At 62.8% G+C, this 22,825-nt stretch carries 20 protein-coding genes and 1 pseudogene; 11 read left to right on the top strand and 10 right to left on the bottom strand.

Annotation, left to right across the window (positions count from 1 at the left end):
• Positions 1-3: 3 nt before the first annotated feature.
• Positions 4-360, top strand: coding sequence for a hypothetical protein (locus KJQ96_RS25210; RefSeq protein WP_213289107.1), 357 nt, complete (start codon positions 4-6; stop codon positions 358-360).
• A 59-nt stretch (positions 361-419) separates the two neighbouring features.
• On the top strand, positions 420-734 hold the full coding sequence (locus KJQ96_RS25205) for a helix-turn-helix domain-containing protein (RefSeq protein ID WP_213289106.1): 315 nt from the start codon (positions 420-422) through the stop codon (positions 732-734).
• 129 nt (positions 735-863) lie between these two features.
• Here KJQ96_RS25205 and KJQ96_RS25200 read toward each other — a convergent pair whose 3' ends face one another.
• Together KJQ96_RS25200 and KJQ96_RS25195 are read right to left on the bottom strand one after the other, a co-directional pair.
• Positions 864-1,418: a hypothetical protein gene (locus KJQ96_RS25200; RefSeq protein ID WP_213289105.1), complete on the bottom strand. Its 555-nt coding sequence runs from the start codon at positions 1,416-1,418 to the stop codon at positions 864-866.
• A 50-nt stretch (positions 1,419-1,468) separates the two neighbouring features.
• Positions 1,469-1,774, bottom strand: coding sequence for a hypothetical protein (locus KJQ96_RS25195; protein ID WP_213289104.1), 306 nt, complete (start codon positions 1,772-1,774; stop codon positions 1,469-1,471).
• A 12-nt stretch (positions 1,775-1,786) separates the two neighbouring features.
• Between KJQ96_RS25195 and KJQ96_RS25190 the strand changes: the two genes are divergently transcribed.
• Complete coding sequence (locus KJQ96_RS25190; protein ID WP_213289103.1) at positions 1,787-2,848, top strand: YcaO-like family protein; 1,062 nt, start codon at positions 1,787-1,789, stop codon at positions 2,846-2,848.
• Positions 2,849-2,887: 39 nt separating this feature from the next.
• Positions 2,888-4,993: a BTAD domain-containing putative transcriptional regulator gene (locus tag KJQ96_RS25185; RefSeq protein WP_213289102.1), complete on the top strand. Its 2,106-nt coding sequence runs from the start codon at positions 2,888-2,890 to the stop codon at positions 4,991-4,993.
• Positions 4,994-5,003: 10 nt separating this feature from the next.
• Here the strand turns inward: KJQ96_RS25185 and KJQ96_RS25180 are convergent, their stop codons facing one another.
• Together KJQ96_RS25180 and KJQ96_RS25175 are read right to left on the bottom strand one after the other, a co-directional pair.
• Positions 5,004-5,414 (bottom strand): hypothetical protein, encoded by a 411-nt coding sequence (locus KJQ96_RS25180; RefSeq protein WP_213289101.1) that lies wholly within the window; start codon positions 5,412-5,414, stop codon positions 5,004-5,006.
• 40 nt (positions 5,415-5,454) lie between these two features.
• Positions 5,455-7,203 carry a peroxidase family protein gene (locus KJQ96_RS25175; protein ID WP_213289100.1) on the bottom strand — a complete coding sequence of 583 codons (1,749 nt, stop codon included), beginning with the start codon at positions 7,201-7,203 and terminating at the stop codon, positions 5,455-5,457.
• 517 nt (positions 7,204-7,720) lie between these two features.
• On the opposite strand from KJQ96_RS25175, the gene KJQ96_RS25170 reads away from it, so the two are divergent.
• A complete protein-coding gene (locus KJQ96_RS25170) occupies positions 7,721-8,596 on the top strand; it encodes a dihydrodipicolinate synthase family protein (protein WP_213289099.1) in 876 nt (291 codons plus the stop codon).
• Positions 8,597-8,715: 119 nt separating this feature from the next.
• On the opposite strand, the gene ftsH is transcribed toward KJQ96_RS25170, so the two are convergent.
• The gene (ftsH, locus tag KJQ96_RS25165) at positions 8,716-10,557 is read right to left on the bottom strand and encodes an ATP-dependent zinc metalloprotease FtsH (RefSeq protein ID WP_213289098.1); all 1,842 of its coding nucleotides are present in this window, start codon (positions 10,555-10,557) and stop codon (positions 8,716-8,718) included.
• Between the two features lie 323 nt (positions 10,558-10,880).
• On the opposite strand from ftsH, the gene KJQ96_RS25160 reads away from it, so the two are divergent.
• Positions 10,881-11,981 (top strand): S1C family serine protease, encoded by a 1,101-nt coding sequence (locus tag KJQ96_RS25160; RefSeq protein ID WP_213289097.1) that lies wholly within the window; start codon positions 10,881-10,883, stop codon positions 11,979-11,981.
• 143 nt (positions 11,982-12,124) lie between these two features.
• Positions 12,125-14,448, top strand: a pseudogene (locus tag KJQ96_RS25155) (xanthine dehydrogenase family protein molybdopterin-binding subunit).
• 87 nt (positions 14,449-14,535) lie between these two features.
• Here KJQ96_RS25155 and KJQ96_RS25150 read toward each other — a convergent pair.
• From KJQ96_RS25150 to KJQ96_RS25140, 3 genes are read right to left on the bottom strand one after another with little or no spacing between them, the layout of a single operon-like run.
• Entirely contained in the window at positions 14,536-15,732 is a 1,197-nt protein-coding gene (locus tag KJQ96_RS25150; protein ID WP_213289096.1) for an acyl-CoA dehydrogenase family protein, read from the bottom strand.
• Between the two features lie 13 nt (positions 15,733-15,745).
• Positions 15,746-16,876 (bottom strand): acyl-CoA dehydrogenase family protein, encoded by a 1,131-nt coding sequence (locus KJQ96_RS25145; protein ID WP_213289095.1) that lies wholly within the window; start codon positions 16,874-16,876, stop codon positions 15,746-15,748.
• A 21-nt stretch (positions 16,877-16,897) separates the two neighbouring features.
• Positions 16,898-17,749, bottom strand: coding sequence for an enoyl-CoA hydratase (locus tag KJQ96_RS25140; protein ID WP_213289094.1), 852 nt, complete (start codon positions 17,747-17,749; stop codon positions 16,898-16,900).
• A gap of 163 nt (positions 17,750-17,912) precedes the next feature.
• Between KJQ96_RS25140 and KJQ96_RS25135 the strand changes: the two genes are divergently transcribed.
• Genes KJQ96_RS25135 through KJQ96_RS25125 form a run of 3 tightly spaced genes read left to right on the top strand, consistent with a single transcriptional unit; the run spans position 17,913 to position 19,932 of the window.
• Complete coding sequence (locus tag KJQ96_RS25135; protein WP_213289093.1) at positions 17,913-18,521, top strand: LemA family protein; 609 nt, start codon at positions 17,913-17,915, stop codon at positions 18,519-18,521.
• A 20-nt stretch (positions 18,522-18,541) separates the two neighbouring features.
• Positions 18,542-19,432 (top strand): YgcG family protein, encoded by an 891-nt coding sequence (locus KJQ96_RS25130; RefSeq protein WP_213289092.1) that lies wholly within the window; start codon positions 18,542-18,544, stop codon positions 19,430-19,432.
• A 2-nt stretch (positions 19,433-19,434) separates the two neighbouring features.
• Complete coding sequence (locus tag KJQ96_RS25125) at positions 19,435-19,932, top strand: TPM domain-containing protein (protein ID WP_213289091.1); 498 nt, start codon at positions 19,435-19,437, stop codon at positions 19,930-19,932.
• Positions 19,933-20,281: 349 nt separating this feature from the next.
• Here KJQ96_RS25125 and KJQ96_RS25120 read toward each other — a convergent pair whose 3' ends face one another.
• Both KJQ96_RS25120 and KJQ96_RS25115 read right to left on the bottom strand, forming a co-directional pair.
• The gene (locus KJQ96_RS25120; protein ID WP_249734482.1) at positions 20,282-21,127 is read right to left on the bottom strand and encodes an MBL fold metallo-hydrolase; all 846 of its coding nucleotides are present in this window, start codon (positions 21,125-21,127) and stop codon (positions 20,282-20,284) included.
• The gene (locus tag KJQ96_RS25115) at positions 21,127-21,537 is read right to left on the bottom strand and encodes a Crp/Fnr family transcriptional regulator (protein ID WP_249734480.1); all 411 of its coding nucleotides are present in this window, start codon (positions 21,535-21,537) and stop codon (positions 21,127-21,129) included. The genes KJQ96_RS25120 and KJQ96_RS25115 overlap by 1 nt, the downstream gene beginning before the upstream one ends.
• 200 nt (positions 21,538-21,737) lie before the next feature.
• Between KJQ96_RS25115 and KJQ96_RS25110 the strand changes: the two genes are divergently transcribed.
• Positions 21,738-22,739: a hypothetical protein gene (locus KJQ96_RS25110; RefSeq protein ID WP_309142468.1), complete on the top strand. Its 1,002-nt coding sequence runs from the start codon at positions 21,738-21,740 to the stop codon at positions 22,737-22,739.
• Positions 22,740-22,825 lie beyond the last annotated feature (86 nt).

Here is a 22,825-nt window from a genome sequence, read left to right as displayed (position 1 = left end):
CCTGTGAGCTATCGCGAGGTACCGGGGGATGAAATGAGTGCGGAATCGGTTGTCTACTATCTGAATCGCGTGCCGGAGAGCGATCCGAACGACCAAACCGAATGGCTTGTAACGGCGTTGGGGCAGTATACCGGCGCAGAATTGCGCGAACTGCTCTATGTCGCGGAAGAACCTGGCTTCTTTGAATTAATGCGCGGGCTGTTTGCGCTCTCGGATGAGAGCCGCGCCGTCCTGCAGCATTTCCTCGAAACCGGTCACCCGCTGGCCATGAAGGCGGCGATCGACCCGAAGGGCCGGTTGACTATTGAGCAAGTCACTGAGGAGAAGCGGATAAAATTGCTTCCCAGGATCGCGAATTAGCACCTGCGTCTCGCTGAGGTTGTGCTAGAATCTCCCAGCTTTAGCTGGGAAGCCTGCCGATGGCGACGAGGAAATCAGGCCCGCTCGATGCGATGGTGGGCGCCAGGATTCGCCTGTTTCGCGTCAACCGCGGCATCAGCCAAGCCATGCTTGCGGAACGCATCGATGTGACTTTTCAACAGGTGCAGAAATACGAGCGGGGCGCCACCCGGGTTCGTGCCAGCCGGTTGGCGCAAATCGCTTCGGTGCTCGGCGTTTCGGTCGGTGAGTTGTTCGAATCTTCCCGGCCCGGATCTCCCGGCTTGAATTCACCGGTTCATTTGCTCGCCGAGCCGGGCGCGCTCTGCGCGTTCTCAGGGCCTATGCGCGAATGACCACCCCGCTCGTGCGGCGTTGCGTCGCCAAAGCTGGTTGAAAGCGTCGGCGATCGAACGGCAGGGGCGAAGGCCACGGTTGCGCGGCCCCTCGTGCCGCCCTGTCTTTGCCGCTAGTTCGCTCGCGCTTCAACCCGTCGCGCGAATCGCAAACCGCTCCGGCGGCCTGCTGCCGGGAATGAACTCGCCGATCCAGTCACGGCGCGTTGCTTCGATATGCCAGGACATCGCCTCAGCCGAATAGGGTGCCGGATCGGGAATGTCCTTGCGGACCTCCTTGCCGTCGAGCCAGCCGCAGCTATGCGAATAGCGCGTCTTGCAGACGAGATGAACATCGCCGTGATCCTGCAGCAGCACGTATCCGTCGGCGGGAAAAAACGTGCCGGCAAGCTCGATCGCAGCAGGCAACTGGCGCACCAGCAGGAACGTGCTGGACGCTTGCGTTTCCGATTCGGAAACCAGCACGCCGACCAGGCTGTGGATTGGCGCGATCGCCTGCGGTGCAATCAATGCGAGAGGCTCCGTGATCGGTCCGGCTGTCGCAATCGAAAGATATTCACCCTCGGGTCCCCAACGGCAGGCGATCAGCCATTCACGGCTGCGGCTACGAATCAAGGTCGGCTTGGCGTAATCCGATCGAGCAATATCTGCTGCCATGGCTATGACGAAGGCTTTCGCGAGCATAAATTCCTCCAGGGCGAGGGCGGACTGACCTCTCATCTGGAGTCTGCACGTCAAGTCGTGAGGTCACCGTGAGCGGTACCGAAAAGTCGATGCAGGAATTGTTTGCGCGTGCTGCATCGTTGCTTCTTGGCAACGATGTGGATGCGGCCGGCGATCGCGATGCCAGACTCATCCTTCAGGCGCTGGAATATGCCGAAGAATCCAGCAACGGGATTGATTCGCAGCTCGCGAATCGCGCTCATTTGCTGATCGCTGCTTCCCGATTTGCGCGCGTGTTCGAACTGGCCTCGCCCGCTGCGCCCGGCCTGATCAGCTTTGGCGCGCAATTCGATCCAGCGCTTGCCGATCCCTTGCATGAGGCAAGCCCGATGGTCGGCGTTTCCGGCGTCGGTCTGACGTTGCGGGAAGCGTTTCAGGGCTGCATCGGCGAGGGTATCGAGTACCTCTCTCAATTGCAGACCGGAACCGACCTGTTGCTCAAACCCGGCGTCGACGATTGGGCCGGAAAGCTCGGGCCGAAGGCGCTGGAGTTGGTCGCTACCCTTTCGGAGCGCCGCATGCAACCGGAGCGAGCGCTTTCCTGGTGTCGCGCAACGCGACTGACCGACGGCGGCGAGGTGCTGCTTCCGGCGGACATCTGCCTGCGGCGGCCGCCAGCGCAACGCGAGTTTGCGCCGCCGTTCCCGCTGAGCATCGGATCAGCCGCCGGTCCGTCACGGGACGCCGCAGCGCTGCATGGCCTGTTGGAATTGATCGAGCGCGACGCAGCCAGCCTGTGGTGGCGAGGCGGTCAGTTGCCGCGATCGATTCCGCCGCAGCATGAAGCGGGCATCGCAGCGGACGGCTTGTTGCGGCAGCTTCGGGATGGCGCAGCGGTGCTGCGCCGGACATGGCTGCTCGACATTACGACGGATATCGGCGTGTCCTGCGTCGCGGCGGTTTCCTGCCGGGCGGACGGTTCCAGTTTCGCCTTCGGCCTCGCCGCGCGGCCGTCCCTCGAGGCCGCAGTCCGCTCGGCGATTCTGGAAATGTGCCAGATCGAACTGGCCGACAGCGTCGTCGCAACCAAACGCAGCGAACGCGGCGATGACGCGCTCAACGCACAGGATCGCATCCACCTGCAGCGCGCAGCGATCAACGCCGACGAGTGCAGATTGCTGCAGCCGGTCGCAGAGTGCGCGGCCCACCTGCCCCTTGCCGCAACTGAAGCGAGCGTCATATTTAGATTGATCGTACAGCGTTTGGAAAAGCTCGGAATCGAAACATTCTACCTCGAACTCACGCGCCAGCGTTTCGCCATTCCAGTGGTCCGCGTGATCGCCCCGGGCCTGCAACTCGAGCCATCCGAAATTGTCACGGCCAGGCTGCAGGATGCGATGGCGCGGAGTGGAGGCGGCGCAACCTATACCGGGGGCGTCCCTTTGATATAGAGTGGCGGGAATTAACCAACCGGTTCCGGAAACCGTTTCATGCCGGCCAGTGCCAACGCCATGACATCAGACAGTGCCGCGGCCGCGCCCGAAAGCGTTCCGCGTCTGTCGGTATCGCTGGTCGGGCGGCTCGGCGTGCGCTTCAACGGCCGGCCGATCGAACTGCGAACCCGCAAGGCCGGCGCCGTCCTGAGTTATCTCGCGCTGTCGGAGACCAAGCACGAGAGCCGCGAGCGGCTGGTCGGCCTGCTTTGGAGCCGTTCCGACGAGGAAAAGGCGCGTGCCTCGCTGCGGCAGGTCGTGCGCGAACTGCGGGCAATGTTCGAGGAGGCCGGCTATGACGGCTTTATCGCGGAGCGGCTGCTGATCGGCCTCGACGTCGGACGAATCGAAGTCGATATCGAAAGCGTGATTCAACTCGCCGAAGGCGGACGCGTTCACCCGCTGCTGCTCGATACCCCGCAGCTCGACGGGCGTTTGCTCGAAGGAATGGACGATCTCGACCCGTCGTTCCGGGTCTGGGTGCTGGCGAAGCGGCAGACGATCCATGAACGGCTGATGCGCAATCTCGACGAAGGATTGACCTCCGCAAGCGTGGCCGCCGAGTCCAAGAAACGGATTGCGGCCGCGATCGTCAATCTCGATCCGACCCATGAATACGCCTGCCGCTATCTGATGCGGGCGCATGCGGAAGAAGGCGATATTGCCGGCGCGCTGCGCATCTACAAGGCGCTGTGGGACCTGCTCGATCGCGACTACGCGATGGAGCCGTCGTCGGCCACCGAAGAACTCGTCGCGAACATCAAGCTCGGCATCCTGGAGCGCGCGCCGGCGGATCGCGCCGCGTCGGCAGCGAATGATGAATTCGCTGTCAGGATGGTCAGAGGGACCGCTCTGCAGCCGGTAGTCCCGATGGCGCCACCGGTCAATGCACCTGCCAAGACGCGGCTGGTGCTGCGGCCCTTTGCGATGCACGGTGTCGACGAGGACCACAGCCATCTGGTGCAGGGGTTCTCCCAGCATCTTGCGGCCTGTCTCGTGCGCTTCCGGGAATGGAGCGTCGTCGATCGACCTCCGGCGGCCCTCGTGCTTCCGGCGGGTACGTCTCCGCAATACTGTATCGAGACCACCGCCTATCAGGCGGGAGCCGAAATCAACATCGTGATGGTGCTTCGGGACGATACCACCGGGATTTACGTCTGGAGCGAAAGCTTCCGCCTCGGCCTCGGCAATTGGTTCGAAACACAGCAGCGCATCATCCGCCGGATCGCCACCTCGCTAAACGTGCAGCTCTCGACCGAGCGGTTGATGCGGTTGGCCGGCGAGCCTGACGTATCGCTCGACCTGCATGACCGCTGGCTGCGCGGCCAGAACCTCATGTCGAAGTTCGATCCCGAAAGCTGGCGGCGGGCTGTCGCCATCTTTCGCGATGCCATTCGCGACAATCCGGGCTTCTCGCCCTGCTACAGCAGCCTCGTGCAGATGAACAACATCGAGCATTTCGTTCATCCGGGTCTGTTCCGCGATCTCGACAAAGCGCGCGCCACGCTCGACCTGGCGAAGACCGCCGTCCAGCTCGATCCGGTGGATTCAAGAGCGCATCTGTGCTGCGGCTGGTCCTACATGATGGCGCTGCGGGAAGCCGAAGCGGCGCCGCATATGCAGCTTGCTTGCGAGCTCAACGACAACGATCCCTGGACCTTGCTGTCCAGCGCACACTACGACGCATTCTGCGGATCGATCGAGCAGGCCCGGCTGCGGGCCGAGCAGGCGATGACGGTGTCGCCGGCCCCATCATATCTTGAATGGAGCTATCACTGCATCATCCGCTTCCTGACCGGTGACTACAGGGGCGCACTCGAAGCCTATGATCGCGCCCACGGCGTGGTACCGATCCTGCCGGCATGGCGGGCGGCGACGCTATTCTATCTCGGGGAAAAGGAGATGGCGCGGGAGGAGGCGCAGCGCTTCGTGAACGGACTGCGCTCGTTCTGGGTCGGGCGATTGGCGCCAACCGACGAAGCCATCACGCGCTGGGTACTGCAGGCCCATCCGATCAGCGTGAGCGAGCGATGGGAGGCCCTCCGCCACGGCTTACGTGGCGCAGGGCTTCCGGTCGAAGGTATCGTCAAGCTATCGGTCTAGGCCTGTTGCCTCAGGCGCAAAGGCTCAAGGTGTAATCGCCGATGCGTTCGGCATGCACCTTGAATTTCTCTTCCTCCGGAATCACCGGATCGATGCCGTTGAACAACCGCTTGTAGAACGGCGGAAGCGGATAGGTCGAGCCGGGCTCGCTTAGCAACGCCTCGGAATCCTCGATCATCACCTTCGGCGGCAACTTGACCGTGATCGTGTCCTGCTCCTGGGATACGAACTTGATATGCTTGAAGCGATCCGGCACGGTGGCGAACACTTGCGCCTTGGCGAGTTGCTCCTTGAATTCGTCCACCGTCGCCGGTATCGGGTAGGTGTTATCGTCCTCAAGATAGTTAGTGCCAGTTGCCCAAGTCTTTACCAGTTTGCCCCAGCGCTCGTGGTTGGTAACTTGCAGCCTTTCAATACGCATGATCTTCTCCTCGGGTTGCGTGAGACGGAGCAATTTCCGCTCACAGAAATGCGGGTACGGCTTGCTGCAGTTCGGCAATTTCGGTAGTGAACTGCACCAACTGCGCCATGCTTGAGATGTCTGGAATTTCCTGAAGTACGTTTGCCGGATAAAATTCGCGGGAAATGCTTGCCAGTCGCTCGGCGAGCGATGCGCCGTCGGCCAATCGCGGGTCGCAGGCGAGTACGCCGAAAATCACTTCCGATACAATGATCGAACCGAGCGGGCCGAGGTGCAGTCCCTCTGAGTGCGGTTGCTGCATCGCTTCGAACAGGATGAAGAAGGGCAGCGGTGGATCGTTCGAAACAGTTTCGATGTCCGCTGCCGAGAGCGTGCCATAGGCCGGCGCGGCCCTCAGCCACTCACGGAGCATGCCAATCCGATAGGCGCGGTCGGCCAGCAGGCGCGACGTGGCAATGAGGTGCGGTTTGCGTTTGCCGATCTCGGCAATCAATGCGTCCACCGACCACATGCCGGCGAGCCCGGCGCCGAGCAGATCGCGATAGAGCAAGCCCACGCGCTCGGTGTCGTCGAACGCTGGAAAGATCTGGTCGTTACCCAGCCCATCGCTCAGATATGGTCCGATGCGGCGGCTGAAATTCGGCTTCGAGCCGGAGATCTCGAAGAAGCGCGACCACTGCACCATCCACGTCTCATCGAGCGGCATGTTGAGGGGGTCATTCGCGGAGGACTTCTCGAGCGTGTTGTTGAGGTCGTGGAGCGACAGGTCGTTGATGCGGTATTCGTGCCGCACCATCGCGTGACCGAAGCGAAACGCGCCGTGCGAAAATTCGAAGGGGATTTCCCAGTCTCCGATCGCAAGGCCTTCGGCCGGATCGGGGCGATCGATGAAGTCCGGCTTCGGGCAGCTATATGCCTGGTAGATCGCCGGATGGATTACGCGCCGCATCAGATCCTTGCGGATGATGTTGTGATAGATGGCAGTCAATGCCTCACGGGCGCACAGGAAACGCTTGTAGGCCGCGCCGAACCGGTCGTTCGGACCGGCGTTGTCTTCCTGGCGGCGAATAAGGTCGATCAGCCCATTGTGCAGCAGCGCGAAGAGCGCGGTGAGCTGCGACATGACGGCATGATCATCGTTGCGGGGATCAGCGACCAATGCCTCGGTGAGGGCAACGCGGACGCCCTTGATACTGCGATCAATGCCCGTCACGTTCTCGGCTGGGGTTCGCGCGATGTCGCGGAACGGGCAGCCGGTCGCGGGCTCGTTCTCCTTCCAGCGCATGCGGCCGAGCCGCAGCTTGGTGCGGCGGTCGTCATTCGGCGCGTCCAGCGCATAGATGTGCGGCGATCCGACCGGGCCGCTGCCATACAGCGTCTCCAGCCGAAGCGGCGTGCGGCGGGCGTTGGTGGTGCCTCGGCCAAGCCCGCCCGCCACCGAAAGCGGAATCGCCGAGTGAACCAGATCATGCGCAATGAACTGCAGCAGATAGGTATAGCCCGAGGGGATGGAGGGATTTTCCCAATGTTCCAGCGATCGAACTTGATGTGACGGCCATTTTATGGCGGCATCCATTCGCCGTGACAGGCGATGCATCAATCCGCGAAGCTTTGCATGGTGTGACGGCGATTCGAGCGGATCGATACCGAAGGCGCGGAAGCGCTGCGAAGGAGTCGGTGTGCCGAGGAAGTGGCGAAAGCCGGGAACTGCCGCCGGTGGAACAGAGCCGCGCGTATTGAGCTCGGAAGTTCGGAAAGAGGATACGTCAGCGACCTTCTGCACAGCCATCAAGACTATTCTCGCGATTGGTCAAGGCTGCGAGAGTGCGGAGAAAGTCGTGAAATTATCGTGAGTTAAATCGTTAGAACCTGTGAACATCTGTGGACATCTTTTGGCCATGTGGTGCAGCGCGCCTAGTGCGTGACGCGGCCTTTCGGGCCTGCTTTCCGGCAAGTGGTGCGACGGTATGATCCGGAACCTGAAGAGCTTATTGGCGCATGTGAAGCTCATCGAGACGGCATCCCTGGCGCGATATTTCGGCGCAATGCTCGCGATGATGATGTTGCTTTAGGCGCTGCGTAATCCGAGCCGGCCACCGACGACGGCCGATCCGATCAACTGTTCAATCGAGCTGAGGTGTCGATATCGGAGTTGCGGCCCACGCGCGCGGCTGCCGCTCAACGCAGCCAATATGACATTGCTTCGGCGTGCGGGATCAGGTCATCGCGTTTGCGAAATGTTGTCTTGCACCGGTATTCCGGATAGCCATGCGGACCGGACTCTCCTGCCAAAGGCATCTTCCTTCATGGCTGATTTTCACGGCGTCTTTCCCTACCTGGTCTCACCAGTCGATGGATCCGGTCAAATTCGCACGGAAGTGCTGAGCCGGCTCTGCGACGACCTCATCAAGGCAGGCGTGCATGGGCTGACGCCGCTGGGGTCGACCGGCGAGTTCGCCTATCTCAACCAGGCGCAGCGTGCCAGCGTCGTGCAGGCCACGATCGAAGCCGCTGATGGCCGCGTGCCGGTGATCGCCGGCGTCGCCTCGACGTCAACGGCGGATGCGGTGGCGCAGGCGAAGGCGTATCAGAAGCTCGGCGCCGACGGGATTCTCGCGATCATGGAGGCTTACTTCCCGCTCGACGACGCGCAGGTCGAATCCTATTTCCGCGCCATTGCTGACGCGGTCGACATTCCCGTCGTGATCTACACCAATCCGCAATTCCAGCGCTCCGATCTCACGCTTGACGTGATCGCGCGGCTCGCGACCCATCCGCGCATCGGCTACATCAAGGACGCCTCCACCAATACCGGCCGGCTGCTATCGATCATGAACCGCTGTGGGGAGGCGATCCGCGTGTTCTCCGCATCCGCCCACATCCCGGCGGCGGTGATGCTGATCGGTGGGGTGGGCTGGATGGCCGGTCCTGCCTGCATCATCCCGCGGCAGAGCGTCGAACTCTACAAGCTCTGCGAGGCGGCGCGCTGGGATGAGGCGATGGCATTGCAGCGCAAACTGTGGCGCATCAACGAGGCTTTTGCGCGGTTCAACCTCGCCGCCTGCATCAAGGCCGGGCTCGACATCCAGGGTTACGCGGTCGGCGATCCCATCCCGCCGCAAGTGGCGCTTACGGCCGAGCAGCGCCAGATGGTCGAGGCGGCGCTGCGCGACCTCGGATAACGCAGCCTGCGAGATTCCGTAGGATGGGCAAAGGCGCATTTTGCCGTGCCCACCATGCGTGCTCAAGCAAAGACGGTGGGCACGCTTCGCTTTGCCTACCCTACAATATCCGGCGTAGCTTAGATCGCCCGCAGCGCCTCCTTCGGCGTTTCGCGCATCAGCGCTTCGAGGTCGCTCTGCTCCAGGGTTTCCTTCTCCAGCAATTTTTTCGCTGCGCGATCCAGGATCGCACGGCGCGCCTTCAGGATGCCCTGCGCGCGGTCGAACACTCGGTCGACGATCGCGCGAACCTCCTCGTCGACTGCCGCAGCGGTTTCGTCGGCATAATCGCGATCGCGCGTGGGGAAGGGCCGATCGGCGCCGGCCAGGAAATTGCCGGGGTCGCGCTCGTAGGCCACGCCGCCGAGTTTCTCGGACATGCCGTAGCGAGTCACCATGCTGCGGGCGATGTCGGTGACGCGGCGAAGATCGTCGGCGGCGCCGGTGGAAAGGTGGTTGAACACGATCAACTCCGCCGCCCGGCCGCCGAGCAGCACCGCCATCTTGTTCTCCAGTTCCTCCTTGGTCATCAGGAAGCGATCTTCGATAGGGCGCTGGATGGTGTAGCCGAGCGCGCCGACGCCGCGCGGGATGATCGACACCTTGTGCACGGGATCGACGCCTGGCAGCGACAGCGCGATCAAGGCGTGACCCATCTCGTGATAGGCAACGATCTCGCGCTCCTTCGGATTGAGCAGCCGGTTTCGCTTCTCCAGCCCCGCGACCATGCGCTCGACCGCGTTGTTGAAATCAGTCATTGCGACGGCAGTGGCGCTGCGCCGTGTCGCCAGCAGAGCGGCTTCGTTGACCAGATTGGCAAGATCGGCGCCGGTGAAACCGGGCGTCAGTGCAGCGACCGCCTCGGCATCAACGCTGGAGTCGAGCTGCACCTTCTTCATATGAACTTTAAGAATTTCGGTGCGGCCCTTCTTGTCGGGGCGGTCGACCAGCACCTGGCGGTCGAAGCGACCGGCGCGCAGAAGCGCTGGATCGAGGATTTCCGGTCGGTTGGTGGCGGCGAGGATGACGAGGCCGGAGCGCGAGTCAAAGCCGTCGAGTTCGACCAGAAGCTGATTGAGCGTTTGCTCCTTCTCGTCGTGGCCGCCCGCAAACGGCCCGATGCCGCGGGCGCGGCCGAGCGCATCGAGTTCGTCGATGAAGATGATGGCAGGCGCTTTCTGATGTGCCTGCTGAAACAGGTCGCGCACCCGCGCCGCGCCGACGCCGACGAACATCTCGACGAATTCCGAACCTGAAATCGAGAAGAACGGCACCTTGGCCTCGCCGGCCACCGCCTTGGCCAGCAGCGTCTTGCCGGTGCCGGGCGGACCGACCAGCAGCACGCCCTTGGGCATGCGTCCCCCGAGTCGTCCGTAGTCGGTTGGATTTTTCAGGAAGTCGACCACCTCGCGCAGTTCGTCCTTGGCTTCGTCGACACCGGCGACATCGGAAAAATTCACGCCGGTATTGGACTCGACATAGATCTTGGCCTTGCTCTTGCCGATCGCCATCAGCCCGCCGCCAAGACCGCCGCCTTCTGCAGCGCGTCTGGCGATGTACCACCACAGGCCGAAGAACAGCAGCACCGGCATGACCCAAGACAGCAGGTCACGCAGGAACGTGCTCTCGATCTGGCCGGTGAATTTTACGTTGTATTTCTCGAGCTCCTGCGCGGTCTCCTGATCGACGCGCGTGGTGACGAACTGCTTTTGTCCGCCGGACAGCGGCTCCTTCAAGGTGCCCTGCACGGTGCGGTCGGAGATGCCGACGGTCGCGACCTTTCCCTGCTTCAGCAATTGCTGATATTCGCTGTAGGGAATGATGGCGATCTGGCTCGCCGTGGAAACGAAATATTGGATGATCAGGACAGCAAAGATTGCGGCGATCGCATATCCGATATTGAAGCGCGTCTTGTTGTTCATCTCGCAACTCCGGACGCCTTGTCGCAGGAAGCCGCATCGGGACCTTTGCCTGATGGCCATGCCAGGCGCCCGATCAGGACCGGTGGCGCAATGACGGACTGCGGCTTTAGAACAATTAGAATGGCAGGATTTGGTTTCAAGCGCATGCCGCTGCTTGCGCGACAAACCGTCATGCATAAATCAGCTCCGCCGGTCGATTTTGCCGCATGATTAAGTCTCTGAAAGTTCAGAAACTTTAGTCCGGCCAGGACGTTTGGTTGGTGATGATGCCCGGCTTGCTTACCTTCCGCATCGCGCTTTGCGCGATATCTAGTGAGTGATCGATGAATCGTCGTTTCGCGCTTTCATTAGCCGCTATCGCAGCCGTACTGGTGGCGTTAACCCTCTCCAATATCCGCTACAGCCCGTGGACCAATACAGTCGCCCGCAGCGTCGACCAGCGTGGGCCGCTGTCTGATGCCGAGCGCGCGAACATCGAGTTGTTCGAACGCGTCTCGCCATCCGTCGTGCAAGTCGCGGCGCGATCCGCCGTGGCCAATCCCTTCGAAGAAGAGGAAGGCCCGGCGGCCTCCGGGCGGGCGGCCTCCGGCACTGGCTTTATCTGGGACAGTAGCGGTCATGTGGTCACCAACAATCACGTCGTGCAAAATGGCCGCGAGGTGGCTGTTCGCTTCGCCTCAGGCGAGGTGGCCCAAGCTTCAATCGTCGGCGTTGCACCGAACTACGATCTGGCGGTGCTGCGGATCAGGAATCCGCGCCAACTACCGCCGCCGGTGGCGCTTGGCAGTTCTAACGACCTCAAGGTAGGCCAAATTGCATTTGCGATCGGCAACCCATTCGGACTAGATCAATCGCTGACGAGCGGAATCATCAGCGCGCTCAAGCGGCGGCTGCCGACCAGCAGCGGTCGCGAGATCGCCAATGTGATCCAGACCGATACCGCGATCAATCCTGGCAATTCCGGTGGCCCCCTTTTGGACTCGGCGGGACGGTTGATCGGCGTCAACACGGCCATCATCTCGCCCTCCGGCTCCAGCGCCGGCATCGGCTTCGCGATTCCAGCCGATATCGTCAATCGTATCGTGCCCGAGCTCATCAAGAATGGTCGGGTGCCGACCCCGGGGATCGGGATCGTCGCCGCCGGCGAAGCCGTTGCGACGCGCATGGGCGTCGAAGGGGTGATCGTCGTGCGCACCGCGCCCGGAAGTCCGGCCGAACGGGCTGGCATCCGTGGCGTTGATTTCAACTCGGGCGCGCTCGGCGACGTGATCGTTCAAGCCGATGGTAAGCCGGTTCACCGGCTCTCCGACCTGACCGACCAGATCGAGCAGGTCGGTGCAGGCAAAAGCGTCCGCATCACATTGAAACGCGGTTCGGAAACGCGCGATGTCAACGTCGATATCGTGGATATCAGCCGCGGCTAATAGTCCCCCTGAAGGGCAGAATCGTACCCCGCGCGGTGCTTGCGTCTTCAGCGCTGGCGCTTGTTGCAGCGGGCTGAATGAGTTGTCTCGCGGTGAAAAACCGCTAAAACCCCGCCCAATCCGAACAAGCTAAGGACAAACTGATGAACATTCTTCCCGGCAATATGCGTTTCGGTGCGGGCCAGCCGGTCAAGCGTTTGGAAGACCAGAGACTGCTCACCGGGAAGGGGCAGTTCATCGACGACAAGCCCGACGAGGGCGCGCTCTGGCTCTACGTGCTGCGCTCGCCCCATGCCCAAAGATCGTCTCGATCGATACGACTGATGCCGCCGGGATGCCGGGCGTCCACGCGATCTATACCGGCGCGGAGCTGATCAAGGACGATGTCGGCACCATCCCGACGCTCGCGATCTTCAAGCGGCCGGATGGATCGCCGATGACGGTGCCGCCGCGACGTCTGCTTGCGCATGAAATCGTGCGGTGTGCCGGCGAAGCTGTGGCCGCCGTGGTCGCAACATCGCGCGTGCTGGCGCAGACCGCGGCCGAAGCGATCGTGGTCGATTACGAGGTGCTACCCTCGGTGGTCGACCCTGTCGAGGCGGTGAAGCCCGGCGCACCGGTAGTATGGCCCGAGGCGCCCGACAACATCGTCGCTGCCATGAGCTACGGCGATGCCGCCAAGGTCGAGGAAGCCTTTGCCAAGGCTGCGCACACGGTCTCGCTCGACCTGGTCAGCCAGCGGCTGGTGCCCTCCGCGATGGAGCCTCGCTCGACGATTGCCGAGATCGAGAAGAAGACCGGTCGGTTGATCCTGCACGTGCAGTCGCAAACACCCGGCTCGACCCGGGACTTGCTCGCGGAATCGATTCTGAAGCGGCCGAAGGACAGCGTCCGCGTGCTGGTCGGCGACATCGGCGGCGGCTTCGGCCAGAAGACCAGCCTCTATCCCGAGGACGGCATCGTTGCTTACGCCGCGACCAAGCTGAACAAGAAGATCCGCTGGCGCGGCGACCGCACCGACGAGTTCGTCGGCGGCACCCATGGCCGAGATCTTACCTCGACCGGCGAATTCGCGCTCGACGCCAAGGGCCGCGTGCTCGCTTACCGCGTGCGTTCGATCGGAGGCACCGGCGCGTACTCGTCGGGGACCGCGAATATCATTCCGCTGGTGCTCGGGCCCTTCGTGCAGACCGGCGTCTACGATCTGCCGCTGGTGCATTTCGAGGTGAAATCGGTGATGACCCACACCGCACCGGTCGGCGCCTATCGCGGCGCCGGGCGGCCCGAAGCCGTGTTCATCGTCGAGCGGCTGATGGATGCTGCGGCACGGCAGATCGGCATGGACCCGCGCACCATTCGCAAGGTCAACTACATCAAGCCGGCGCAACTGCCCTACACCAACGCGGTCGGGCAGGTGTACGACTCCGGCGCCTTCGCGCACATGCTGTCGCGCGCCTCCGAGCTTTCGGACTGGGACGGTTTTAACGCGCGCAAGAAGGCGGCGAAGAAGAAGGGCCTGCTCTACGGCCGCGGCCTTACCAGCTATATCGAATGGACTGGTGGGCGCGCGCATACCGAAAAGGTCAGCCTGCACGCGACCGCGGAAGGCCGCATTATCCTGCATTCCGGCACCATGGCGATGGGGCAGGGCCTGCAGACCACTTACACGCAGATGGTATCCGATACGCTCGGCATTCCCATGGACAAGATCGACGTCGTGCAGGGCGATACCGATCTCGCCACCGGCTTCGGCAGCGTCGGTTCGCGCTCGCTGTTTGTCGGCGGCACGGCGGTTGCAGTTTCGACCAACGACATGATTCAGAAGGCGCGCGAGAAGGCCTCGAACGTGCTGGAAACGTCCATCGAGGATATCGAGTACCGCGACGGCTGGCTGACGGTGGTCGGCACCGACAAGCGCATCAGCCTGTTCGAGATCGCGAAGAACGAAGATGGCGCGCGGCTCTCCGTCGATTCCGAAGGCGAAGTCGACGGCCCGAGCTGGCCGAACGGCACTCACATTTGCGAGGTCGAAATCGATCCGGAAACCGGCGTCAGCAAGGTGGTGCGCTACACCACGGTCGATGACGTCGGCATTGCCGTCAACCCGATGCTGGTGACCGGCCAGGTGCACGGCGGCATCGCCCAAGGCATCGGGCAGGCGCTCTATGAGGGCGTCGCCTACAGCGAGGAAGGGCAGCTATTGACCGCGAGTTACCAGGACTACTGCGTGCCGCGCGCCGACGACATTCCGCCGATCGTGGTGACGCTGGACGATTCCGCGCCGTGCCGGACCAACCCGCTCGGCGCCAAGGGTTGCGGCGAATCCGGCGCCATCGGCGGCCCGCCCTGCGTCACCAACGGCGTGATGGATGCGTTGAGCGAGCTCGGCATCAAGCAGCTCAACGCGCCGCTGACGCCGGCGAAGGTCTGGCAGGCGATAAGGGATGCGAGGGCGGGCGGATTCTAGATGCCGTCGTTCCGGCGCGCGCGTCAGCGCGAACCCGGAATCTCGAGTTCCGGGTTCGATGCTTCGCATCGCCCCGGGACGACAGCCTCAAAGCCCCAACACCATCTTCGCGACGATATCGCGCTGGATCTCCGACGAGCCGCCAAAAATCGTATAGGCCCGGCCGTTGAGATATTCCGGCACGACGGGAAGCAACTCCTCGGGGATTCCCGGCGCCTCCTTGAGCCGGTAGAGCGGCCGCATTGGCTCGACATAGAGCCCGTCATTGCCGATCACGTCGACGCCGAGCCGCGTCACCGCCTGGCGGATTTCGCTGACGCGCAGTTTTAGGAGCGACGACACCGCGCCGGGATTTTGCCCGGTCTGCAGCGCCGACAGCACACGTAATTCCGTCATCTCGAGCGCGTCGATATCGACCTCGATCTCCGACATCCGCACCGCGATATCGGGATCGCCGATGGCGTGGCCGGTCGCGTCAGATTCGGCAAGCTCCGAAATCGTCTTCAGCGCGTCGCGCAGCTTGGCCGAGGCGATGCCGGAGCCGCGCTCGAACTCGAGCAGATATTTGCCGTAGGTCCATCCCTTGCCTTCCTCGCCGACGCGGTTGGCGACGGGCACCCGTACGTCGTCGAAAAACACCTGGTTGACCTCATGGTCGCCGCCGATGGTCAGGATCGGCCGCGTCGTAATGCCCGGGGTCTTCATGTCGATCAGGATGAAGGAGATTCCGTCCTGCTGCCGCTCGGTCTCGTTGGTGCGCACCAGCGCGAACATCCGGTTGGCGTGGTGGGCGTGCGTGGTCCAGATCTTGGTGCCGTTGATGACGTAGTCGTCGCCGTCGCGCGCGGCACGGGTTTTCAGCGAGGCGAGGTCGGAGCCCGAGCCCGGCTCGGAATAGCCCTGGCACCAGTAATCCTCGCCTGAGAGAATCCGCGGCAGATAAAAATTCTTCTGCTCGGGCGAGCCGAAGCCGATGATGACCGGGCCGACCATCTTGACGCCCATCACGTTCACATTGGGCACGCCGGCGCGGGCGCATTCGGCCTCAAAAATCCAGCGTTGCGCCGGCGTCCAGTCCGGCCCGCCATACTCCACCGGCCAGCCCGGGGCGCTCCAACCCTTCTTGTGCAGCGCGCGCTGCCAGGCCATGCCGATATCAGGATCCGAGAACACCGAAGGCGTCAGCGCGGTGGCGCGCTTCATCTCCGGCGTGAGGTTGGCCGCGATGAAGTCGCGCACTTCCTGTTCGAAGGCGCGCTCGTCGGCACTGAAGGTGAGATCCATGGGTATGTTCCTTTCAGGCCTCAACGGCTCGTCCGCCGAGGGCGGCGTGACGGCGGTAATGATGGGCGCTGCCGCCGAACAGCGTCTCGAAGGCGAGCAGCCGCTTGAAGTAGGAGCCGATGTCCAGCTCTTCGGTAACGCCCATCGCGCCGTGAAGCTGGACCGACTGTTCGGCGACAAAACGCGCGCATTTACCGATCTTAGCTTTGGCGCCCGAGGCGGCGCGGCTGCGCGTGACCGGTTCGGCATCGGCCATCAGCGCGGCGCGTAACGCCATCGAGCGCGCCTCGTCGCATTGCATCGCCATGTCGGCGAGGCGATGACGGATCACCTGGTTGGCAGAGAGCGGCCGGCCGAACTGCTTTCGTATCTTCGTGTATTCCAGCGTCTGGTCGAGCAGGGTCTGCATGATACCGACGGCTTCGGCACCGAGCGCGGCCATGGCGCGGTCGACCACGACTTCGATCGCCGGCAGCGCGTCGCTGCCGTCGCCGAGCAGGGCATCGGCGGGAAGCTCCACATCCCTGAGTTCGAGGTTGCAGGCCCGGCCGCCACCAAGCCGCGGGAAATCATGGGAGGTGAGGCCGGCCGCACCTTGCGGCACCATGAACAGACCGATCTTGCCGGCATCAATTCGCGCCGAGACGACGATCTGCGCGGCGGCTCCGCCATCGAGGACGGCTGTCTTCTGTCCGTCGATACGCCAACCGTCAGGTGTTCTCTTCGCTGTCGTAGCCACTTCGGCAAGGTCGTAGCGCGCTTGTCGTTCCGAATGCGCGAATGCCAGAATCAGTGAACCATCAGCAATTTTCGGCAATAGCGCCTGCTTCTGCGTTTCCGTGCCGCACTCCGAGATCAGCGAAGTGCCGATGACGGTGGAGAGATAAGGTTCGGAGACGAGGCCACGCCCGAACGCTTCCATCAGAATACCGATCTCGATCGCGCCGCCACCGAGGCCGCCATGGGCCTCCGGGATCGGCAGCGCCAGCCAGCCGAGATCGGCGAACTGCTTCCAGATATCCATGCTGAAGCCGAGCGGGTCGTTCGCGATCTTGCGGCGGTGATCGGCGGTGTAAGTCTCGTTGACGAAGCGGTCGGCACTTTCGCGCAGCAATCGCTGCTCGTCGCTCAGGTTGAGGTCCATCTGATTTGCTTTTGCCTTTTCTTAGCTGGCCTGCGCCGGCTTTCGGACGGACGGGTGAAGGCCCGCGGGATCCACGATCATTCCGAATTCCTGAAGATTGTGTGCGTGGCAGAGCTGATGCAGCGCGAATGCCTGCTCGATCGCCGCCGGCTGTCCCATCACATCGACCGAGCGATTGACCGCTTCCTTGGTCAGCTTCAGCGCGAAGGAAGGTTTTGCCGCGATCCTTTCAGCAAGCTTCATAACGAAGGGGGAAAGCTCATCCCGCGGCACCACGTGGTTGACCATGCCGAGCCGGTGGGCTTCCTGCGCACTCCAGACGTCGGCGGTGAACAGCAATTCCTTGGCCTTGCGCGGGCCCAGTTCCCAGGGATGCACGAACCATTCGACGCCGCAGACGCCCATGGTGACCACGGGATCGCAGAACTCGGCATCATCGCTTGCGACGATGAGGTCGCAGGCCCACGCCAGCATCAATCCGCCGGCGATGCATTTGCCATGCACTTCGGCAATCGTCGGCTTTGCGAGGTTGCGCCAGCGCCGCGTGATCTGCAGATAGATTTCCTGCTCGCGCGCAAAGCGGCCGTGGGCGTTGGGTTCGGCGAACCCACCCCAATTTCCGACCGGCGGAAAATCCGCGCCGGCAGTATTCTTGGCCCCGGGGCGCAGGTCATGCCCTGACGAAAAATGCGGGCCGTTGCCGGCGAGAATGATGACCTTGACCGCGTCGTCCTGCACAGCCTGATCGAAAGCGGTGTTGAGGTCGTAGGTCATCTGCAGGTTCTGCGCGTTGCGCGCCTCGGGCCGGTTCATCACGATCCGCGCGATGCGCGGCTCCGGCCGCTCCACGACGATGGTTTCGAAAGCGGTCAATCGGCCCTCCCTCAATTATTGTTATCGGGCCATGTTGTTATTTCGGCGAATGATAGGCAAGGGCCATCGGGCTGCAAAATGAACCTGAAGCAGGCTCGCGCCTTGCATGCCAGACGCAACCAATCAAACAGGTTGGCGTTGAACTTTCCTTTGGGAGAGTTCGATGCGCAGAATTTGGACTGTACTGGCGGCGCTGGCGACGCTGAGCCTGACCAATTGCGGCTACAACGCCATCCAGACCAATGACGAGCGGGTCAAGTCGGGGTGGTCAGAAGTGGTCAACCAGTACCAGCGCCGGGCCGATCTGGTGCCCAATCTCGTCAATTCCGTAAAAGGCTTTGCGCAGCAGGAGAAAGACGTGCTGCTCGGCGTCACCAATGCCCGCGCCAAGGTCGGCAGCGTCCAGGCCACTCCAGAGGTGCTGAACGATCCCGCTGCGTTCCAGAAATTCCAGTCCGCCCAAAGTGAACTCACCAGCGCGCTGTCGCGGCTGCTGGTCGTCACCGAAAATTATCCGCAGCTCAAATCGGATGCGCTGTTTCGCGACCTGATGGCGCAGCTCGAAGGTACCGAGAACCGTATCACGGTGGCACGCAACCGCTACATCAAGGCGGTACAGGACTACAACGTCGGCATCCGCACGTTCCCGAACAATCTGACGGCGATGGCGTTCGGCTACCAGGAAAAGCCGAATTTTGCGGTCGAGAACGAGAAGGCGATCTCGACGGCGCCGAAGGTGGACTTCAATCCGACGCCGGCGCCCGCCAAGTAGCGGCTGAAAAGGCCACTGCGATGAACGCTGCGAGAGCGTCCCTTCTTGCGCTACTGCTGTGCTGGGCCTCTTCCGCACTAGCACTCGTCGCGGTGCCACCGCTCTCCGGACGGGTGGTCGATCGGACCGGCACGCTCACCGCCGGCGACGTCGCCGCGCTGACGCAGCAGCTTAGGGATCTCGAGGCGCGAAAAGGCAGCCAGGTCGCCGTGCTGATTGTGCCGACGACGGACGGCGAGGCCATCGAGCAATTCGCGCTCCGCGTCGCGGAAGCCTGGAAGATCGGCCGCAAGAAGATCGATGACGGCGCGCTTCTCGTGATCGCCAAGAACGATCGCCGCTTGCGGATCGAGGTCGGTTACGGCCTCGAGGGCGCGCTGACGGATGCCACTACCAAGCGCATCATCGACGAGGACATCACGCCAAAATTCAAGAGCGGCGATTTCGCCGGTGGTGTTTCGGCGGGCGTCAACCGGATGATCGCGGTCGCCAATGGTGAGAAACTGCCGGAGCCGGAGCCGCCACACTGGCAAAGTCCCGGCTTGTCCGACTATGTCGACCCGTTCAATCCATTTATTCTCGTCTTCGTTTTCATTGTCGGCGGGGTGCTGAGGGCGGTGCTCGGCCGATTCATCGGCGCGGCGGCGACCGGCGGCATCGTGGGCGTCTTCGGCTGGTTCGTTGTAGGATCGCTCGCAGCGGCGATCCTCATCGGTTTTATCGTGTTCGTCGTAAGTTTCCTCGTCCAGAACATGGGCTCGATGGGCCCAAGCGTGGGACGCCGCGGCAGGGACAGTGGATGGGTCGGTGGCAGCGGCGGCTCCTGGTCCGGCGGCAGCAGCTCCAGCGACAGTGGGTTCCGCGGTGGCGGCGGCAGCTTTGGCGGCGGCGGTGCATCGGGGAGCTGGTAGACATGAGCATCGGACGTATCATCAGGCATCTTCTCCAGCATCACTGGCGCCGCCGTCGCGATTTCCCGCCAGCCGTCTTGGCGAGGATCGAACAGGCGATCAAAGCGGGCGAGGCAACTCATTCCGGGCAGGTCCGTTTCGTGGTCGAAGGCGCGCTCGACGGCGCGCCGCTGTTTCGCAACCAGCCCGCGCGTGAGCGGGCGCTGGACGTCTTCTCGCATTTGCGGATATGGGACACCGCCGACAATAACGGCGTGCTGATCTATCTCTTGCTCGCCGATCACGACGTCGAGATCGTCGCCGACCGCGGCATCAACGCTAAGGTCGGCGCGGCCGGCTGGGAGACGATCTGCAAGGAGATGGAAGCGGATTTCAGGGCAGGGGATTTCGAACGCGGCGTGACCAAGGGCGTCGCGGCGGTGTCGCGCGAATTGGCGACGCATTTTCCGAAGGCGGGCGGCGGGGCGAATGAACTCCCGGATGCGCCGGTGGTACTGTAGCTCGCTACCACTGCCCTAAACCTCTGGATAGTTGGCGCCATCCGTTTCCATAATGTGAGGCTACCTCTGGACGGCTTGGCCATACCTGCGTGCAATGGCATCAGCGGGCACTGGGTGGTACCGATCAAGGTAGATGCAGTAAGCGAAATGCAAAGCAACGGAACCGGACCCGCGAGCCGGCAGTTGCAAGACAAGGTCGGCGGCGTAACGCCCGCCGGCCTTTTTCTTGAGCGGTGAGCGAACTGCTCGACATCGTGCGATTCAAATGGGCGCGGCGGCCGGCTGCTTCAGCAATGGGCCTTCTCTCGCCGCTTCGCGCAATGGATTGCTTCCGCCTTCCCCCTTTGAGCTATGGCGGACAAGTCGCTGGCGCTCGCAATGACGAGTCAGTCGTCGAGCTTGTTGAGGTCGCGCACCGACTGCATGATCGGCTCGAAATTCGCTCGCGCATCCAGCGCGTCGAATAATTGCGCGGTGTCCGACAACAATCCATGCGAGCGCTGGATCCGATCCGCACATCCTCCTGCGGCGTATCGGACAGCCGCCCGTGGCCCGACAGCAGGATTTTCGAGTTCAGGCCCTTCAGCCGCTCCAGCGACTGGATGTAGTCGGCAATGCTGCCGGAGCCGAACACGCCGCCCATCACGCCGCCGGGCATCAGCGTATCGGAGGCGAACAGCAGTCCCTTGTCCTGGTCGAACAGCGTGATGCAGGCCGAGGTATGGCCGGGCGTGTGCATCACGTTGAGGCGGAAATTGCCGAGGTCGATCAAATTGCCTTCCTCAAGCCAGAGATCGATGTTGATCGGCACGTTCGGCTCGTTGAACATCTTGCGCAGCATCGAGAAGTCGTCGCGCAGCATGATCTTGTTGGCGGCGAGCCTGTGCGCGGCGATGAAGGCGTGGCCGTGGAAATGATAGGCCGCGCCGATGTGGTCGAGATGCTCGTGGCTCAGCACCACCATATCGATATCGTCGGGCTTCACTTCGATGTGATTGAGAGACGTCAACAGGTGCGGATAGTTCGAGGACAGCCCGACATCGATCAGGATGGTGCGCGAGCTCCCGCGCACCAGATAGGCGTTCGCCCCACGGTTCTTGAAGCGGACCTGATAGACGTCTTCGGCGGCCTGGATCAGCGTACAGACGTCGCTCTCTAGCAGCGTCTTGAACGGGCTTGGTCTGCGCTCGCTCATCAACCGCCCGCGGCCCCGAAGGCCACCGTGTTGGAGGCCCGCAAGCGCTTGCTGAGGGCATCCATGATCATCAGCGCAAAGGCCGGCTGCTGGCTCACCAGATAGACGAAGCGGGCGTGATTGATGCGCATCACGCGGGTGTGTGGGGTGGCCGCAATGGCCGTTGCCGAACGCGCCGAGCCGTCGATGACCGCCATCTCGCCGAAGAACTCGCCCTTGCCGAGCGTGACGATGACGGTCTTGCTGGCGCCGTTCATCTTGGCGATCTCGACTTGGCCGTCGAGCACGACGAACAGTTCCCGCCCGGCCGAGCCTTCCTCAAAAATGACGTCATCTACATCAAACTCGTTGATGCATTTCTCGATGGTCATGGTGGCCCCCTGCCTTTCTGGCTGGTCGGTTGCGTCCATGTTAGTCGGGAAAAGAGCCGGCGCAAACGGAACCACGGATGCCGCAGGGCGGCATGGGAGACTGGGATCGGGATGGCTGACGTGTATCAGGCCAAAACCGGACCGGATCAGTTCCTAAAATTTCGGTAAGGCCCGGGCCGGTAACGATTTGGCAAGCAATAAAAGTTACCAAATGGTCAATCAATTCTGGAGAATCCAACGTGAGCGATCAACAATCCCAGCCCACCAGCGGTGAGACCGGAACCCTTGGGGCCGGGCCAGCCGCACCGGACAAACCGGCGCCGAGCGCGCCGGTGGCCGCCGCGGCTGAGGTCGAGCCCGTTAGACTGGCGCCCGAGCAGGAAGAGACCGCCCCGAAGCCAGACGCGCCCAAGGTGGACGCCGTCAACATGGACGCGCCAAAGGTTGAGACGCCAAAAGTCGAGACATCAAAGGTCGAGCCTCCCAAGATCGACGCCGTAAAGCAGGAAGCGCCGCGCTTCCCCGGCAATGTGACAATCATGTCGCCTGGCGACCGCGTCGGCACTGAGGCGAAGGCCGCGCCGGCGGAGGCATCGTCCGGCAAGCGCAGGATCGGGGCCATGGCCGCCGTCGTGGCGCTGGCGACCGTGGCCGGTGCGCTCGGTGGCGCGTTGGCGACCACAGGCATTGGAAAGTTGATGGCCGGAGATTCGGCCGTGGCGTCGGCGAAGGACAGCGCGCTCGAAGCCTCGGTGGCGCGGCTCGATGCCGAGATCGGTGCACTGAAGGCGAGCCTGGAGCAGACGTCCAAGACGACGTCGGGCCAGCTCAACAAGGCCAGCGATCGCCTCGACAAGGTGGAAAAGGCCCAGGCTGAGCCCGCCGCTAAACTCGCCAAGCTCAGCGAGACCGTCGATAAGCTCCGCGCAGCCCAGGCCTCCGCAACGACCGCTGCGGCTGCGCCGGCCCCTGCGAAGGACGTGACCGGCTCGGTGCCGCAGCAGGTTGCCGCCGCAGCGCCCGCGGCTCCGCCCAAGCCTGAAGTCGCCCGGCTGCCGACCGTCGAAGGCTGGGTGTTGCGCGATATCGGCAATGGCAGCGCGCTGATCGAGAGCCGTCGCGGCATGTATGAGGTCTATGCCGGCGATCCCGTGCCCGGTCTCGGCCGGGTCGACGCCATTCGCAAGCAGGACGGCCGCTGGGTGGTCGTGACCAGCAAGGGCCTGATCGTCGCGCGATAGCGGCACGACAAACGAACAGCAAAGGCGCTTCACGGCGATGTGAAGCGCCTTTTTTCTTGAATAGACCTCTTTGCGCGGTGTTAGTT

The sequence above is a fragment of the Bradyrhizobium sp. sGM-13 genome, assembly GCF_018398875.1.
GTDB lineage: Bacteria > Pseudomonadota > Alphaproteobacteria > Rhizobiales > Xanthobacteraceae > Bradyrhizobium.
The sequence above is the reverse complement of the archived record's forward strand: the minus strand, read 5'-3'. Positions and strand labels throughout refer to the sequence as shown.

Bases quoted from the DNA above. Each gene is read 5' to 3' on its own strand.
- KJQ96_RS25200 (WP_213289105.1), bottom strand. From the start codon at position 1,418: ATGCTCGCGAAAGCCTTCGTCATAGCCATGGCAGCAGATATTGCTCGA.
- KJQ96_RS25195 (WP_213289104.1), bottom strand. From the start codon at position 1,774: ATGCAAGGGATCGGCAAGCGCTGGATCGAATTGCGCGCCAAAGCTGAT.
- ftsH (WP_213289098.1), bottom strand. From the start codon at position 10,557: ATGAACAACAAGACGCGCTTCAATATCGGATATGCGATCGCCGCAATC.
- KJQ96_RS25205 (WP_213289106.1), top strand. From the start codon at position 420: ATGGCGACGAGGAAATCAGGCCCGCTCGATGCGATGGTGGGCGCCAGG.
- KJQ96_RS25125 (WP_213289091.1), top strand. From the start codon at position 19,435: ATGAGCATCGGACGTATCATCAGGCATCTTCTCCAGCATCACTGGCGC.
- KJQ96_RS25150 (WP_213289096.1), bottom strand. From the start codon at position 15,732: ATGGATCTCACCTTCAGTGCCGACGAGCGCGCCTTCGAACAGGAAGTG.
- KJQ96_RS25160 (WP_213289097.1), top strand. From the start codon at position 10,881: ATGAATCGTCGTTTCGCGCTTTCATTAGCCGCTATCGCAGCCGTACTG.
- KJQ96_RS25135 (WP_213289093.1), top strand. From the start codon at position 17,913: ATGCGCAGAATTTGGACTGTACTGGCGGCGCTGGCGACGCTGAGCCTG.
- KJQ96_RS25170 (WP_213289099.1), top strand. From the start codon at position 7,721: ATGGCTGATTTTCACGGCGTCTTTCCCTACCTGGTCTCACCAGTCGAT.
- KJQ96_RS25145 (WP_213289095.1), bottom strand. From the start codon at position 16,876: ATGGACCTCAACCTGAGCGACGAGCAGCGATTGCTGCGCGAAAGTGCC.
- KJQ96_RS25120 (WP_249734482.1), bottom strand. From the start codon at position 21,127: ATGAGCGAGCGCAGACCAAGCCCGTTCAAGACGCTGCTAGAGAGCGAC.
- KJQ96_RS25190 (WP_213289103.1), top strand. From the start codon at position 1,787: ATGGTCGGCGTTTCCGGCGTCGGTCTGACGTTGCGGGAAGCGTTTCAG.
- KJQ96_RS25115 (WP_249734480.1), bottom strand. From the start codon at position 21,537: ATGGACGCAACCGACCAGCCAGAAAGGCAGGGGGCCACCATGACCATC.
- KJQ96_RS25185 (WP_213289102.1), top strand. From the start codon at position 2,888: ATGCCGGCCAGTGCCAACGCCATGACATCAGACAGTGCCGCGGCCGCG.
- KJQ96_RS25180 (WP_213289101.1), bottom strand. From the start codon at position 5,414: ATGCGTATTGAAAGGCTGCAAGTTACCAACCACGAGCGCTGGGGCAAA.
- KJQ96_RS25175 (WP_213289100.1), bottom strand. From the start codon at position 7,203: ATGGCTGTGCAGAAGGTCGCTGACGTATCCTCTTTCCGAACTTCCGAG.
- KJQ96_RS25130 (WP_213289092.1), top strand. From the start codon at position 18,542: ATGAACGCTGCGAGAGCGTCCCTTCTTGCGCTACTGCTGTGCTGGGCC.